This is a genomic window from Chryseobacterium oleae (genome assembly GCF_900115055.1).
GTDB classification, from domain to species: domain Bacteria; phylum Bacteroidota; class Bacteroidia; order Flavobacteriales; family Weeksellaceae; genus Chryseobacterium; species Chryseobacterium oleae.
The window spans coordinates 220,753-236,345 of record NZ_FOVD01000006.1 but is presented as its reverse complement, the minus strand read 5'-3'; the positions used below and the strand labels follow the sequence as shown (position 1 = coordinate 236,345).

Sequence of the window (15,593 nt, the reverse complement as noted above, 5' to 3'; positions counted from 1 at the left end):
ATGGAAGAAAACAAAGAGCAGATTTTGATAAGACGCCTTCTCACGAAGGAAGAAGCTGCCTGGAAAGAACTTTTCGGAACCTATTCCGGAAACCTTGCCGGGGTCTGCGCTCGTTATGTTCCGGGGAAAGATGATGTTCATGACGTTCTTCAGAATAGTTTTATCAAAATGTTCCGGTCTATTGAAACATTCGAATACAGAGGCAGCGGTTCCCTGAAAGCATGGATGATGCGGATCACGGTCAATGAAGCTTTAAAACATATAAAGCAACATTCCGGTATGACAACAGAGACGGATCTGGCTGAATTTCCGGATATCCCCAATGAGGAAGAACCTGATCTGGAGGAAATTCCTCAGGCTGTCATTATGAAAATGATACGGTCGCTCCCGGATGGCTATAGAACGGTTTTCAACCTGTTTGTATTTGAGAAGAAAAGCCACAAGGAGATTGCAGGGCTTTTAGGAATAGCAGAAAACTCCTCCGCCTCCCAGTTTCACCGGGCGAAAGGACTGCTTGTCCAGAAAATTAAAGAATATAAAATGTCAAAAAAAGCACAATATGAATAATCAGTGGCTAAATGACCTTCACAGGAAAATGGAAGACCACGAAGAGGATATTCCGGATGGGCTGTGGGAAGATATAAAAGATGAGCTTTTTTCTGAAGAGGAAGAAAACGGAATAGCCGGAGCCATGATGCTTGGAGCTGATGATGAAAAAGAAAATATAAATCCCTTTGTTAAAAGCAGAAAAACCCTGTGGTACCGTGTCGGAGGAATTGCTGCTGCTATTGCCATGTTGTTCTTTACCGGGAAATTATTGTTGGATATGAATTCGGAGAAGCCAGGTCCTAAGATCACAAAAAAAGCTGAAAATGTTGATGAAAGTCCTCAAATAGAAAAAAGAATCACGAATCCTGTACTGGCAAATACAGATGATAAGACAAAAACCGATGATGTTGAAAAATACAGCAATGCAGAAAATATATTGACCGGTAAAAGAAGCACTGAACAAATCTTTAAGAATATATTCGGACAGAGAATTGGTAACGATAAAGTGATATCAGGATCCCATGAAAAGGAAAAAGGAGCTGAACTTTTAACGAAAGAAATCCAACCCACGAATATTTCTCCTTTAGCCAATGAGAATCCGGTAGAAAAAGATAAAAAAGAAGTTGAGGAAATTTTTAATACTCCTGAAAATGAACTTCGTGAAAAGATAGCTGCCACAGATAAATCTAAAGCCCGTGGCCGCCAATCTAAAAAGTGGATGCTGAGCATGCTTACCGGAAATGTTTCTTCCAACTCTTCCGATCAGAAGTTTCCGGGGTACGCTTCCATCAGCGGAAGCCCCATGACTTTTAGCGATATATTTATGTCAGGTACAGAAGCAGATCCGCTTACAGAAGTTCTGCTCGCCAACCAGAGTAAAGAAGTGGAAGCGAGAATCAGGCATAAAATTCCGGTGACATTTGGCTTGTCCATGTATTATAATATCGGAAAAAGATGGGGAATAGGAACCGGAGTCAATTATACGAAACTTACCTCAGAACTGCATTCCGGAAGCAACTCCAATTATATAAAAGGTGAACAGAGTATTCATTATATCGGTATTCCTGTTCAGGTTAATTATAATGTGATTCAGAAAGGACGTTTTACGGGATATGTAACCGGCGGGGTACTTGCTGAAAAAGCAGTGGCAGGAAAACTTAGGACGAAATATATAGTCGATGATGAGGTAACGGATACTCAGGACGAGCGTCTGGATGTGAAGCCTTTACAGTTTTCAGTGAATTCTGCGGTAGGTCTTCAGGTGAAAATTATAGATAAAATCGGGATCTATGCTGAGCCGGGAATAGGATACCATTTTAAAAACGACAGCCAGCTTAATACCATTTACAAAGAAAAACCTTTAAACTTTAATATGAAGTTCGGAATCAGGCTGTTACTGGACTGATTTCGCTAAAAAAGCTAAACCAAACCATTAAAATATTTAAATATGAAAACCAAACTGATTTTTTTGGCTGTACTATTCATGACCCTAATGAATATGAAAGCACAGTGTAATCCTACCATTACAAGCCCAAGACTGGGCGTGAAATTTCCGGATAAGATCGTCTTCTGCAATACCGAAACAGAGACACTTTCTACCCAGACATTCGGAAGTTATCAATGGTACAAACAGCAGTGGACATGGCAGACGCCCAACAACAACCCATGGACGGCAATTCCGGGAGCCACTTCACAAACATTGACCATCAATGGAAACGATGACCAACTGTATTATTTTAAAGTAGTGGTTACGGAAGGCGACTGTTCCGCAGAAAGTCCGGCGGTGATGGCAGATGGATTTGCTTATGCCCTTCCTGCGATGCTCAGCACCTTTACACCCGGAACTTATCAGGATTTAGGAGATGGAGAATATAATATTTGTGCCGGAGCATCAGTAAGATTTGATGATGTATTTCCTGATCTTTACGGAAACCATGTGTGGTACAGATGTATTCCGAGCAGCCCGCCGCCTTCACCGGGAGATCCTTGTGTGATAAATGGGGTAACCGGAGATTCATACACAGCAACAGATTCCGGAGTATTCGGATTCTATGCGTGTACAGAATATTGCCCGGATCAGTGTGAATTTTTAGGCACAGGAAATTTTATAAAACTAAATTTCGGAAACTTTGAGCAGTGCACCCTGGCAACAGACGAAGCAAAACGTAAAGAAAATACCCTTAAAATCTACCCGAATCCTACCGCGCAGTTCCTGTACATCGGGAAAGATTCCGATAAGAAATATAAAGAGGTCACCATCATGGATATGTCCGGAAAAGTAGCATTGCAGAAAAACAGTCATCACTATAGCGAACCGATAGATGTAAGCCGTCTGGTTCCCGGAAATTATATCATTCTTTCTAAAGATACGGAAGGAAATACCTATAAGAATAAATTCATAAAAAAGTAATAGAACACATCCTGAGTTAGTTTTTTTTAATCGCTGATGAGCCGGTACAGAGACAGTCTGTACCGGTTTGTCTTTTTATTGAAATTTTTTATAAAATGGGTGTAGAAACTTAAATCTGTTAATTTTAAAGGCCAAATTTTTAAAAATTATATTCTCTAATTTTACCAAAAACACAATCATGCTGGTAAAAATTTATGGAAGTGCCATCCATGGAGTTGCGGCCCAAACCATTACTATTGAGGTGAATGTAGACACCGGAGGAGTAGGTTATCATCTGGTCGGACTCCCCGATAACGCCATTAAAGAAAGCAGCTACAGAATCTCTGCTGCATTAAGAAATGTCGGGCACAAAATCCCAGGAAAGAAGATTACGATCAATATGGCTCCTGCAGATCTCAGGAAAGAAGGCTCTGCCTATGACCTCAGCATCGCTATTGGAATATTGGCCGCTTCAGATCAGATTCTTGCCGAAAATATTCAGGATTATATCATCATGGGCGAGCTGTCATTAGACGGAAGCCTGCAGCCGATCAAAGGAGTGCTTCCTATCGCCATACAGGCCAGAGAAGAGGGTTTCAAAGGGATTATCCTTCCCATGCAGAATACCCGGGAAGCTGCTATTGTAGACAGTCTTGAAGTGTATGGCGCTGAAAATATCAAAGAAGTAATCGATTTTTTTAATGAAGGGAAACCAATTAAAAGAATCATATTAGACACCCGAAAAGAATTTCAGGAAAAAATCAACGATTTCCCCTTCGATTTTTCTGAAGTTAAAGGACAGGAAACCGCAAAAAGAGCCATGGAAGTAGCAGCAGAAGGAGGGCACAACATTATATTGATTGGGCCTCCGGGCAGTGGGAAAACGATGCTGGCCAAAAGAGTTCCGGGAATTTTGCCTCCTCTCACCCTGAAAGAAGCCTTAGAAACCACTAAAATACATTCTGTCGCAGGAAAAATAGGAGCAGAAACGTCTCTCATGACTGTTCGTCCTTTCCGTTCACCGCATCACACGATTTCGGATGTGGCGCTGGTAGGAGGCGGAAGTTATCCTCAACCGGGAGAAATTTCTCTGGCGCACAACGGAGTTTTATTTCTGGATGAAATGCCGGAATTTAAAAGAACGGTTTTGGAAGTCATGAGACAGCCGCTTGAAGACCGTGAAGTCACCATTTCAAGAGCCAGATTTACCGTCAACTATCCTGCGAGTTTTATGCTCATCGCATCCATGAATCCCAGTCCCAGTGGCTTTTTTCCTGATGATCCGGGGAATACTTCGTCCGTTTACGAAATGCAGCGGTACATGAATAAACTGTCGGGACCTTTATTAGACAGGATCGACATCCATATTGAAGTACAGAAAGTTGAATTTGAACAGCTTGCCGAAAAAAGAAAAGGGGAGAAGAGTTCAGATATCCGGAATCGGGTGCTGAAAGCGCGCAGTATTCAGAATGAGCGGTATAAAGATCTTAATATCAGCTATAATGCTCAGATAGGCCCAAAGGAAATTGAGGCCTTCTGCAGTCTGGACGAAACATCACTGAACCTCATCAAGATGGCAATGGAGAAACTAAACCTTTCCGCCAGAGCTTACGACCGGATCCTGAAAGTCGCCAGAACGGCCGCCGATCTGGAAGGATCTGAACCTATACTTTCCCATCACATTTCAGAAGCTATCCAATACAGAAGTCTGGACCGCGAGTTTTGGAATGTGTAATTCTGAATTTTGCAATAAATACTTGATTTGAATGATTAGATTTTTATATAATTTTTTCTGGTTTCTAAAGATTTAATACTGATCGGTCTGAGCGTGGAAGAGGAAATTGAGTTTATAAGAATAAAAAAATGTGCGTATACTACTGGTTTTAAACCCTGTCAAGGTTTAAAACCTTGACAGGGTTAAGAATGCTCAGTTTTAAGCCGTCTAAGGTCATTAAATCAATATTTTATTATTGTGATTTAGTTTATTAATGTTTAATATTCTTATGTACAGTATTTTAATGAGACAAATTTTAATATTTTAAATTAATTCTCTTATTTGGGAAAATTTATTCTTGTTTAGATCACAATGCAAAATATTATGTTAAATTTGATTACCAAATTTTTAAAAATATTGCATTATGAAAGAAAAATCAATTAATGAAACGTAGGAAGGTATAAGTTAAATAACATTCCTGAAGAATTAACCACATTCTTTATCGGTTGAATTGTAATAGACTGTTTTTGAACACGTTTAAGGTTCTGCTATGCATGCAGATCATTCCGATTTTTATCATTAACCAAAAACGAAAAAACTAATATGCCCAATACCTTATCAACCCCATCGGGGCAGCCCGCCGGTGTGCCGGTTCTTTTATCTTCAGAAGACCGTGAAAAACTTCTTAATGATTTCAATACCACAAACTGGGATTACCCCAAAGAAGAAACGCTGGTTTCCCTTTTCAAAAAGCAGGTAGCTCTTCATCCTGAAAATACTGCTGCTGTTTATCAGGGTAAACAGATTTCGTATCGGGAACTTGATCTGAAAAGTAATCAATTGGCCAATGCTCTCTTAGAAAAAGGAATAAAAGAGGGAATGTATGTTCCGGTATGGCTGGACCGGTCATTAGAATGGCTTGTTGCTATTTTGGGAGTTCTGAAAACCGGTGCCGCTTATGTACCAATAGATCCTGCTTATCCAGTTAAGCGTGTAGAATATATTCTTGCAGACGCCTCAGCAGAAATCATACTGACCGACCCGTCACGGGGAAATCTCCTGCCGAACGGAATCAAGACTGAAGTTTTTTATATGGATCAAATGGAAAGCCTTGCCGGGTTTTCTCCGGAGCAGCCGAATATCACGCCTCATCAGGATGCGTTGGCCTATACGATCTACACCTCCGGGTCTACAGGAAATCCAAAAGGGGTCATGATCTCTCATCACAGCATCCAGCATCTGGTCACATGGCACAACCATTATTTTCATGTTGATCATACGTCACGCCTAACGCTTGTAGCCGGGCTGGCATTTGATATCTCGGTATGGGAAACCTGGTCGGCACTTACTGCCGGTGGCGTACTTTTTATCGCAGAGAATGAAGACCGGGTAGAAGCATCAGAACTGGTGAATTATTACCGTAAAAACCGCATTACCCACGGGTTTGTACCCTCTGTTCTGGCTCCCTCTGTCGTAGCTGAAACCAGAAATTATAAAGATCTGGAACTCAAATATCTTTTTACAGGAGGTGAAAAACTAAAGCCTGTTCTTACCAGCGAATTGAGTTATGAACTGATCGATTATTATGGGCCTACGGAATGTACAGTGTATGCAACCTTTAAAAAAGTAAAAGATGTCAATGGAGCCTATGTTTCTTCCATCGGGAAACCGGTTGCCAATGCAAAGGCTTATATTTTAAGTGAAAATAATGAGCTTCTTCCTGTTGGAGCTGTAGGAGAATTACACATCGGAGGAAATATTCTTGCCAAAGGTTACCTCAATAATGAAGAACTTACTGCGTTAAAATTCATTGCGAGTCCGTTCAGGGAAAACGAAAAATTATATCGGACCGGAGATCTCGCCCGTTGGAAGCCCGACGGAGATATTGAATTTTTAGGAAGAATAGACAATCAGGTGAAAATCCGTGGATTCCGGGTGGAGCTGGGAGAGATAGAACGTACGCTTGCCCGTTTGGATGGAATACAGGAAGCTGCAGTGATCACCAAAGACCATGCAGGAGGCAATAAATACATTGTTGCCTTTATTGTATTTAAATCAGATGTAAAATCAGATGCAGCATGGATAAGACAGCAGTTGAAAGAAGAATTACCCGGCTACATGATCCCTGCGCAAATTGTAAGTGTGGATAAGATACCCCTTACCGCCAATGGAAAAACCGACACTCATTATCTGAAAGAGCTGGCAGATAAAGAAGCTAAAGAACTTATTTCTACAGAGCCGCCTACCAACGAGACCGAAAAAATTATTGCAGACATCTGGTCAGAGGAACTGGAGCGTCCGGTGATTAATATAACAGATAACTTTTTTGATATCGGAGGAAATTCTCTCCTCGTGGCTATAGTAGCTACAGCGTTGAATTCAAAGCTTGATACCAAAGTTTATATGCGGGATATCTACCAGTTTCCGGTATTGAAACAGCTCGCAGATGAATTGATTGCCAGAGCCAAAGAAGCAAGTGAAGCGATTCCTATAGAAGATGTTGAGCCTTATGTTGCTCTTCAGCAGGATGTTTACCTTGCTCCCGGAACTGTTTTTGCCGGCGGTTTTGATCCTAAGCAATTGGAAAACCCTAAGACGATATTTTTGACCGGAGTGACCGGATTTGTCGGAATTCACCTCTTGCAGGAACTTTTAGATACGACTGATGCCGATATTTACTGTCTGGTAAGAGCTCAGGATGAATTTCATGCGGTGGAGAAAATAGACCGATGTTTTAAACAGTATCATATTGAACGGAAAGAAAATCAGAAACCGAGAATCATTCCGGTAATTGGTGACCTTTCACTTCCGTTACTGGGCCTTTCTGATGAGGTGTTCAAAAGCCTTGCGGGAATGCTGGACCTTATGTATCATTCCGGAAGTTCTGTGAATTTTATTGAACCTTATTCTTATATGAAGGCTCCCAATGTGGAAGGATTAAGAGAGATTATAAAGCTCGCCGGCGCCGAAAAAACCAAATGTCTTGCCCTTCTTTCTACCATTTCTGTATATAGCTGGGGACACGTATTTACTGGTAAAACAGTTATGCTGGAAAGTGATGACATTGCCCAGAATCTGATGTCTGTAAGCAAAGACATTGGTTATGTAAGAAGTAAATGGGTGATGGAAGCAGTCGCTGATCTGGCGGCCAAAGAGGGGCTTCCCTTGATTACTTACCGTCTGGGCTATGCGATGTGTCACAGTGAAACAGGTGCCAGTGCGCCTTATCAGTGGTGGTCCGGGTTGGTGAAAAACTGTGTGGAATTTAAGTCCTATCCTTTGCTGACGGAGCTAAGAGAAGGACTGATTACGGTAGATTATATGACCAAAGCTATGGCTCATATCACGAAAAATAAAGAAGCCGTAGGAAAAAAGTTCAATCTGATCGCCAGGCCGGAAACCAATCTTACCCTTGAAAGTTTCTTTGCTCTGCTGAAGAAATATTATCCGTTGACTCTTGAAGGACTTCCTTATAAAGAATGGAGAAAACAATGGGAAGATGACAGTAAAAACCGTTTGTACCCACTGACCAGCCTTTTTAAGGATAATATGCATGAAGGGCTTTCTACAGTGGAATTGTATCAGAATACGTATGTTTGGGATTGTTCCAACGTGATACAGTTCTTAGAAAATTCCGGAATTGAGGAACCAGCATTTGATAAGAAGATGCTTGATGCTTACCTTAACTATTTGGGAATTCCTCTTTCGTAATTATTTTATTTATAGCGAAAAATACCAGACAGTCTCGCTGTCTGGTATTTTTATGAATTGAATTTAAAAGTTTTTTAAAGTTGTTAATTGATCGTTACTTTAATCACATTCTGCACTGCCGGAACAGGGAAAATACTACCGACTTTAGCAATAGGCTTGCTTTCGCTTTGCGGGGTTCCTCCGAATAAAGCCTGTCTGTTTCCTGCACCGGGATATTGATCTACACCCGTTCCGGAATCAAATAGGGTAGTTTTTGAAGTAAGATCACCTTTAGCATTGGCATCAATACTTTGTTCATTGGCATAAAACCAGTCATTGGAGAAACCAAACATAGTAACATAGGCAATTTTATCTCCGGGAGCGGCCGTAAATTGAGTCATCACCTTATTTCCAGGAGTTACAGGTGCGCTTCCTGCCACATAAACTCCTTTAACGTTCGGTAAAGTTTTTAGGCTGGTCTGGAGTTTTGAAACATTTCCAGACTGTGAAATTTCCTTTAATCCTTTTCCTGCATCCGTCTGCCCCAATTCATACACAGGATTTTTATCACCAGTGTAAACAACGACCAAAGCCGGGGAAAGACCTGTCATAATTCCCGTGTTTGCATTAAGTTTCATCATCATTTTACTGATATTTCCCATCTGGGCTATATCTGTAATTTCAGGATTGGATAAAGCATTTGCTGTGAAAAAAGGAGCGTTGTTGAGAAGTTGAGATCCGTTATAATTTGAAACCGCCCATACGCCAGGTGAAAATGGAGTCTCGTTGGCTGTTCCTCCTGAATTGTTGCTGATGGTCAGAGTAAATTCAGAAGAAACGTCGTTGTACGTAAGATTAAGTTTCATCAGTTGAGAGGCGTTCACATTGGGAACCTGAGCAATAGGTTTACTTTCCACCTGTCCGGACATGTCATTTTTTGTTCCGTTGTCCCACAAGAGAACCTGTGAAGAAACATCTCCGGTGACCGCATTTCCATTGTCATCAAATAGCTTGATACCAGGCTGCTTTGAGGCAAAAAACCAATCTTTGGAAGCACCGTACATTGTTGCCAACATCAAGGCCTGTGTTTTTCCCGCACTAAATGTTATGGAAACTGACTGTCCGGGTAAAATCACCGGGCTGCCTGTCCCCTGAAAACTTCCGCTTTCGACAAAATCTTTTGGTGTGACCACATTTTCAAAAGTGATGGTTCTTTGGACGGAGGTATTTTCCATCATCATATGGTCATTGTCATCACAAGAGGTAAGAATAAACGTTGACAGTATTCCCGCTGCTAACGACGCTGTTTTGAATAGGTTTTTTTTCATAAATAAAATTTTTGTTACACAACTACTGTCGGGGAGGTTGGCGAATCCTGACATAATTTTTATTTATTAATTTCTAATTTACTAACAATCAGTTGATTTAATTTAATTTTTTAAATATAACACGTCGAGTTCTGTCGCTGTACGTGGCGATATTTGCATCAGACAAAAAGAGAATATGGCCATATCATCTTTGTTCTAATCATTCACTTTAATCAAAAAATATTAACAAAATGAAATTTACGAACGATTTTTTTTCACCCACCTCTACAGACCCGGCAGATGATTTGGTACAGCTGGTAGACAGCTATTCTTTAGAAAATGTAAACTATCAGAAAGTGACTCACTGGTATCACGAGGCTAACCCGGTTGCTATGACAGACGCTTTATGTGATGGTATTATTTACCGAAAAAGAAACGGTGAATATTATGCACTGACAAGTTTCCTGGCGGGAAAACCTATTAATATTGAGCTTTTTGGAGCAAAAGGAGATGCGACAACAGATGATACGCAGGCATTTTTAAAAGCGGCAGATTTTGTGAACAGACTGTATGATTTTGTATCTGTGGATCCAAATAATCCAAGTGAGCGCTTCTCTCTAGAGCTCCAGTCTGTTACTTTAGTTGGAAACAGCCCGGTTGGATATAAAATTACAAATACGATTTTATTTAAAAAGCCGGTAAATTTTATTGTAGATAGGATATTCTATAGAGGAACTAGTGATAAAACGGCACTGATTTTTCAGAATAGTTTTAAAAATACAATTACCACCAATATTTCAGGAACGCCTGTAGCCAATGCTTCTTCTGATAATTATGTAGGGATTTTACTTCAGGGTTCACAGCACTGTAAAATGTATCTGGGAGCTTCTTTCTTTACCAAAGGAATTGTTTGTGATGCCAATGATTCACCCGGCATATTTTCCGGTTTTGCCTGGAATGAAATTCAGCTAAAATCAATGCAGTCTAATCTTGATGCATTTGTCATCAGAAACAGCAATAATGGCTGGGCCAATGCAAACCGTGTTATTGGTGGTGAGTTTGGATCTTTTACAGGATTGCTCGATGTAAGTACGGTTACGCGAAGAAGAACGTTTGTGAAATTTGAGAAAGATGCTGCTTCTAAAGGATGTAATTCCTGGCTTTTCCTTAATCAGGCTTTTGAATGGGGACATGATTTAGACCCTTGGGAAACCCTTTGTTTTGATTTTTCAGCAGCTCCATGCTATGGAATTTCTATTTCAGAACCAAGAATCGAAATTAAAACAGGAGAAAGAATAGGTATTTTTCACAGAGGTTCTGAGTTTAATTTTAATTCCAATCAAATTCATTACCTGACTTATTTTACGGATCAGGACGGCGTTAAATACATAGGAGAAAAGCCTGTTGTTTTGTTAGACGAAGACTTAAGTGGAGACTCAAAGACCAATGGTTCAGACAGCCATTTTTATGTAAAGAATCTGGAGCCGTTTAATGAACTTACAGGTTTGTTTCCCAATGCTGATTATGATAATCAATTCTGTCAGGTTTTTAAAATCAATGATCACAATACCAACTTATGGGTACAATGGCACCGTTATGCACAGTTTGTTCTTTTTGATGAGAATAGAAATATTATTACGGATAGTGCACTGTTGCAGGCTCAGATAGATTTACTTGATTTTAGACCGCAGGACTATTGGATTGCACCGGGAATAACTTCAGATGTGAAAATTATTAAAATCGGAGCCGAAGATGAAGGAGATTATGTGAATAATATGTATTTCATTCCGGAGGCAAAATATGTAGGAATTATCCAAAGACAGTATGATAATGCGAGGCTGAAGGTAATGATCAACAGAGCAGACAGAGGAAAAATTGAGAAGGTGAAATTCCTTCAGATTCCCTCAGAAACTTATTCAACGGTTAATGATCCTTCAGATTCAAGTATGGTTGGATTCAACTTCAATACCGGCGAGAAATTCTACAATTTTAATACCCATAAAACTACGGTGATTAAAGAATCCGGAGTGGGAAGTACACTGTCGGGCTATACGGTAGATGCTGTTGTGGGATCAAGAACCTTTACAGTAAAGACGGGAGATATGGCTAAACTGTCTCTTGGAACAATATTCTACGTTAATACAGCCGGAGGAGCTGTTCGTTTTAAAATTGCAGCAAAAGCAGGAAATGTGATCATGGCTAATATTCCTTCTCATGTCACAATGACTGATGCGGATATTACTTTCCCGATCTGTACTTTTGATACTTATTAAAACTTTTAATTTAAATAAACCAAAGAGTTCAGGAAATCCTGGGCTCTTTTTTGTGAGATTTTGTTTTTAAAAAATATAACACGTCGAGTTCTGTCGCTGTACGTGGCGATATTTGCATCAGGACGATGAGATAATTATTTAAAAGATCTCCGTTTTAAAATTAACCAACAAAAAATATTTTTATGAGTTTTCCATGTATTGTAAAGAACACGATGGCAGAGATGAGAAATCTGTCGGCTGCGGAAATAGCAGATCTTCAAAACGGTATTTATAAAGGAGTTTGTCTTTTAGGATATTATGAAAAAGGAGATACACCAAGCCCTGTTATTTATCATTTGTCTGCTACACTAGGCATAGATGATGGAGGGAGCATTATTGAAACCGGAGGCATTAAACTTGAACATAATTTTGCCCACGATCTGGATGTCAGATACTTTGGAGTGAAAGGAAATGGAACGTATGATGATACGCCGTATGTTTTATCTTATTTTAATTACGTCAATGTGAATAATCTGTTTTGGGTTATTCCGGGTAATTTTAAAGTCGTTGTAAAGCAGCCTTTTGAGATTAAAACGAGCGGAAGATGTGATGGGAAATTTATTCTTACGAATGAGAATGGGGATGTGTCCATAACGATTGCTCGTCGTTTCGATGGTGAAATTATTAATAAAGCCAGTTGGAATCAAATACTATTAAGAGGGACTTTAGATGTAGGTTTTATTAATGAAGGCCTTGCAAATCTACATTTTTATTCTACAGAGATCTTAATTGAACGTGACGGTGTACCTACTGACCCCTATAATAAAAGAGAATTTGTAAGAACTAATGGTGGGAAATTGACGACCCCTTTAGTATGCACATATAATGATAAAAACACGTTGACTGTTACTAAATATGTGTTAGAAGATTCCATTATCATTGATAATTTGAATATTGAAACAGCCGAAAATCTAAATGCGAAGAATAGCTATTTATTGATAAGAAGGGATAATGTGACTCTAAATAATCCAAAAATTATTAATACTCTTATTAATGTCGGGCTTGTGGGATTAGAAATAAAGGAATGTGCTGATGTTATCATCAACAGTCCTTTTATTAAAGGATTTAAAAAAGATGGAGCTGGTTACGGTATTGCGAACTATGAATCAATAGGAGTAGTCATTAATGATGGTAATGTAATTGATTGCAGACATGGATATACCGGGAGAAACAGTGTAGATGTAACCATCAACAGAGGTGTTTGGGAAGATGGGATAGATGATCACTGGACGGACAGATTTACAGCCAATAATACTATTGTAAAAACGGGCGCGGGCGCGGCTGCATTTCAATTTGCAGGAAATGATGTTACCCTGAATTCTCCGGTAGCCAATGGAGGTGCAAGAATATTTTTTGGGATCAGATCTGATACTCCCAATTTAGGAGGGATAGTGAATATCAATAATCCGGTATTTAATACATATTCAATAGCTGATATTTTTATGTTTGCACTGACCTCTACGGGAGGTATAGCTACTCCTCCTGCATTCAGTACTCCTCCGACTTTTCCGGAAAGAATAAATATTATAAAACCAATAATTAATACGGACGCTACTGAAATTTCTTGTTATAATTTAGGAGCGATTAATGCAAGATATAATAACATTAAGCATTTGAAAATAACCGATACTATACTTAATGCAAAACCTGATTCTTCCTATGTTGCTGCCCTTATTGTGAAAGATAGTATTTATCAGGAAACCTATAATACAACGGTAGAAATTGAAGGTACATTAACCACGAATGTAGGTAACGCAACAAGTGTTTACGTGCACTCAAGGAACAATAATGATTATAATAATAGGGCAGAAGTAGTATTGAACAATTGTTTTGGATACAATAGGGTAAGATTTAACGGGATGGGTGTGAAAAATCTTATTGCTCAGGGAGGAGAGATGAGTAATTTTGATAATGATAATTTAGTAGGGGAATTCAATACCTGTAACATCCAGTTTAAAAATGTAGAATGCAAAGGTGGGAAAATTGATCACTTGACTCACGCTCTTTTTCAAAACTGTGTTTTTACCGGAAATTATGTATTTCCTTCAGCTGATAGCGTATCATTGGTTAATAATGTTAAATATGCCGGCGTTTCAGGATTACCATCCAATATTGTCAACAGTATGAATCCACCGTTTGCATAAAAAGTAAATAGTTATTAAACCAATTCATTCAAAATAAACCAAAGAGTTCAGGAAATCCTGGGCTCTTTTTTATTGGCATCGGCTCGCTAAACACAGCCTTTACAAGTAGCTAAGAAATTCAGATGATGAAAGACTAATCTATTTCTATAGAATTTTCATCAATCATATTTTGTTGTTGTCTTTTTTGTATGTTTCTCACGGTTTCCCTGGATTCCGGGGCTATGGTTGTTTCCATATTGGCAAGTGTGCCTGTCAGATTATTAATGGAATTCTTTTTTGTTTCTTGTAAACGGGCTATAGTAGTTTCTTTAGCATTTTCGTATCTAAGTGTACTGACTCTGCAAATTTTACCATTTAAATTACTCCTTGGTACTGATTTTACAAGTTCAAAATCATATTCTCCTTTATCATCCGCTATTTTAATGATTAATCCTGGTAGTCCGCTAAATTTATAAGGGCCATAAGGAATAGGAATATCCGTAGAATACCATGCAATCCAGTTTCTTCCTTTGTAAGTAATTTCAGCTTTTTTACAGCTAATTGTATTGATTATTTTTAATTCATCAATAAGTTTCCAAGTGTTGATGGTCGGCTCCTTATAAGAAAGTAAGGTCATTCCAACCCTTTCAAAATACTGATTATTCTGATTGGACTGGATTATTGTATATGGGAATTTTGTTTTTGGAAAAGATTTTCCTTTAAAACTGGTGCTTGTAGAACCGCCTATAGTAGCTTTTTGAAACTCGCTTTGAAATATAGAATCAAACTTTAAGGCCTTTTCACTGATAAAAAAAGCTTTGTTGTTTAGAACTTGTAGCGAAAAAAATTCCTCATGTATATAATCAGGTGTTGATTTATTTATTTTTGCTTTTAATAAATAGGTAAAGTCAGCAATGAGTGTATCTTTTTTATTTTCTTGAGCATAAAATAAAAGAGATGCAAAGAATGTTAAGAATATTAAAATTTTTTTATACCCGTTCATATATTCTTTTATAAGAATCGCACTTGTAGTAAAATTTACATACAAGTGCGATCAATGTTTTTTAGTAAATTATTTATTACAGTTAGCTGCCTCAAGTGCATATGCCCATTCCATCATTCTTGGACCAGACCAACCAGTTTGACATGTTACAGCTTGTACACCACAGCTTGTTTCGTGATAAATGTTAACACATCCTTCTCCTCCAGAAACTTTACTTAATTCATTTCTGGTTAGCTTTTTTAAATTTTTCATGATAAATATAATTTTTATAATTGAGCGGTAAATATAGAAAAAAAATCTATCACTGATTAGTGAATTTTATTATGTTAAATTGCGTGTTAGCAGTCGTTATACGTTTGTTCTTATTCTTTCAGGATGACGAGGGTGGAATAGCAAATGTCCTTTGAGTATAATTATTTTACTGTAAAAATGATGGTTCTTATTGAAACATAAATAATTGGCACGGAATTGATTAATTTTTTTAGTTTTATATAACACAAAAATTT

Annotated in this window: 10 protein-coding genes; 7 read left to right on the top strand and 3 right to left on the bottom strand. The window is 38.6% G+C overall.

Going from position 1 to position 15,593, the window contains the following annotated elements; all coding sequences use genetic code 11:
* The 5 genes from BM143_RS18200 (at position 1) to BM143_RS18180 (ending at position 8,363) form a co-directional block, all read left to right on the top strand.
* Positions 1-567, top strand: coding sequence for an RNA polymerase sigma factor (locus BM143_RS18200; protein WP_090026133.1), 567 nt, complete (start codon positions 1-3; stop codon positions 565-567).
* On the top strand, positions 560-1,954 hold the full coding sequence (locus tag BM143_RS18195; RefSeq protein ID WP_090026131.1) for a porin family protein: 1,395 nt from the start codon (positions 560-562) through the stop codon (positions 1,952-1,954). Before BM143_RS18200 ends, BM143_RS18195 begins: the two co-directional genes overlap by 8 nt.
* Before the next feature lie 42 nt (positions 1,955-1,996).
* Complete coding sequence (locus BM143_RS18190) at positions 1,997-2,959, top strand: T9SS type A sorting domain-containing protein (protein WP_090026129.1); 963 nt, start codon at positions 1,997-1,999, stop codon at positions 2,957-2,959.
* Positions 2,960-3,137: 178 nt separating this feature from the next.
* Positions 3,138-4,673, top strand: a complete 1,536-nt coding sequence (locus BM143_RS18185) for a YifB family Mg chelatase-like AAA ATPase (protein WP_090026127.1) — start codon at positions 3,138-3,140, stop codon at positions 4,671-4,673.
* Between the two features lie 582 nt (positions 4,674-5,255).
* The gene (locus BM143_RS18180) at positions 5,256-8,363 is read left to right on the top strand and encodes a non-ribosomal peptide synthetase family protein (RefSeq protein ID WP_090026124.1); all 3,108 of its coding nucleotides are present in this window, start codon (positions 5,256-5,258) and stop codon (positions 8,361-8,363) included.
* A gap of 83 nt (positions 8,364-8,446) precedes the next feature.
* On the opposite strand, the gene BM143_RS18175 is transcribed toward BM143_RS18180, so the two are convergent.
* Positions 8,447-9,670: a spondin domain-containing protein gene (locus BM143_RS18175; RefSeq protein ID WP_090026122.1), complete on the bottom strand. Its 1,224-nt coding sequence runs from the start codon at positions 9,668-9,670 to the stop codon at positions 8,447-8,449.
* A 230-nt stretch (positions 9,671-9,900) separates the two neighbouring features.
* Here BM143_RS18175 and BM143_RS18170 point away from each other — a divergent pair, with 230 nt between their 5' ends.
* Complete coding sequence (locus tag BM143_RS18170; RefSeq protein WP_090026120.1) at positions 9,901-11,922, top strand: hypothetical protein; 2,022 nt, start codon at positions 9,901-9,903, stop codon at positions 11,920-11,922.
* Positions 11,923-12,104: 182 nt separating this feature from the next.
* Entirely contained in the window at positions 12,105-14,105 is a 2,001-nt protein-coding gene (locus tag BM143_RS18165) for a hypothetical protein (RefSeq protein WP_139222069.1), read from the top strand.
* 133 nt (positions 14,106-14,238) lie between these two features.
* Here the strand turns inward: BM143_RS18165 and BM143_RS18160 are convergent, their stop codons facing one another.
* Together BM143_RS18160 and BM143_RS18155 are read right to left on the bottom strand one after the other, a co-directional pair.
* Complete coding sequence (locus BM143_RS18160; protein ID WP_090026116.1) at positions 14,239-15,087, bottom strand: GLPGLI family protein; 849 nt, start codon at positions 15,085-15,087, stop codon at positions 14,239-14,241.
* Between the two features lie 69 nt (positions 15,088-15,156).
* Positions 15,157-15,339, bottom strand: a complete 183-nt coding sequence (locus BM143_RS18155; protein WP_090026114.1) for a bacteriocin-like protein — start codon at positions 15,337-15,339, stop codon at positions 15,157-15,159.
* Positions 15,340-15,593: the final 254 nt, after the last annotated feature.

Coding starts and splice junctions, on each gene's coding strand:
- BM143_RS18180 (WP_090026124.1), top strand. CDS start 5,256: ATGCCCAATACCTTATCAACCCCATCGGGGCAGCCCGCCGGTGTGCCG.
- BM143_RS18155 (WP_090026114.1), bottom strand. CDS start 15,339: ATGAAAAATTTAAAAAAGCTAACCAGAAATGAATTAAGTAAAGTTTCT.
- BM143_RS18175 (WP_090026122.1), bottom strand. CDS start 9,670: ATGAAAAAAAACCTATTCAAAACAGCGTCGTTAGCAGCGGGAATACTG.
- BM143_RS18195 (WP_090026131.1), top strand. CDS start 560: ATGAATAATCAGTGGCTAAATGACCTTCACAGGAAAATGGAAGACCAC.
- BM143_RS18165 (WP_139222069.1), top strand. CDS start 12,105: ATGAGTTTTCCATGTATTGTAAAGAACACGATGGCAGAGATGAGAAAT.
- BM143_RS18170 (WP_090026120.1), top strand. CDS start 9,901: ATGAAATTTACGAACGATTTTTTTTCACCCACCTCTACAGACCCGGCA.
- BM143_RS18190 (WP_090026129.1), top strand. CDS start 1,997: ATGAAAACCAAACTGATTTTTTTGGCTGTACTATTCATGACCCTAATG.
- BM143_RS18185 (WP_090026127.1), top strand. CDS start 3,138: ATGCTGGTAAAAATTTATGGAAGTGCCATCCATGGAGTTGCGGCCCAA.
- BM143_RS18200 (WP_090026133.1), top strand. CDS start 1: ATGGAAGAAAACAAAGAGCAGATTTTGATAAGACGCCTTCTCACGAAG.
- BM143_RS18160 (WP_090026116.1), bottom strand. CDS start 15,087: ATGAACGGGTATAAAAAAATTTTAATATTCTTAACATTCTTTGCATCT.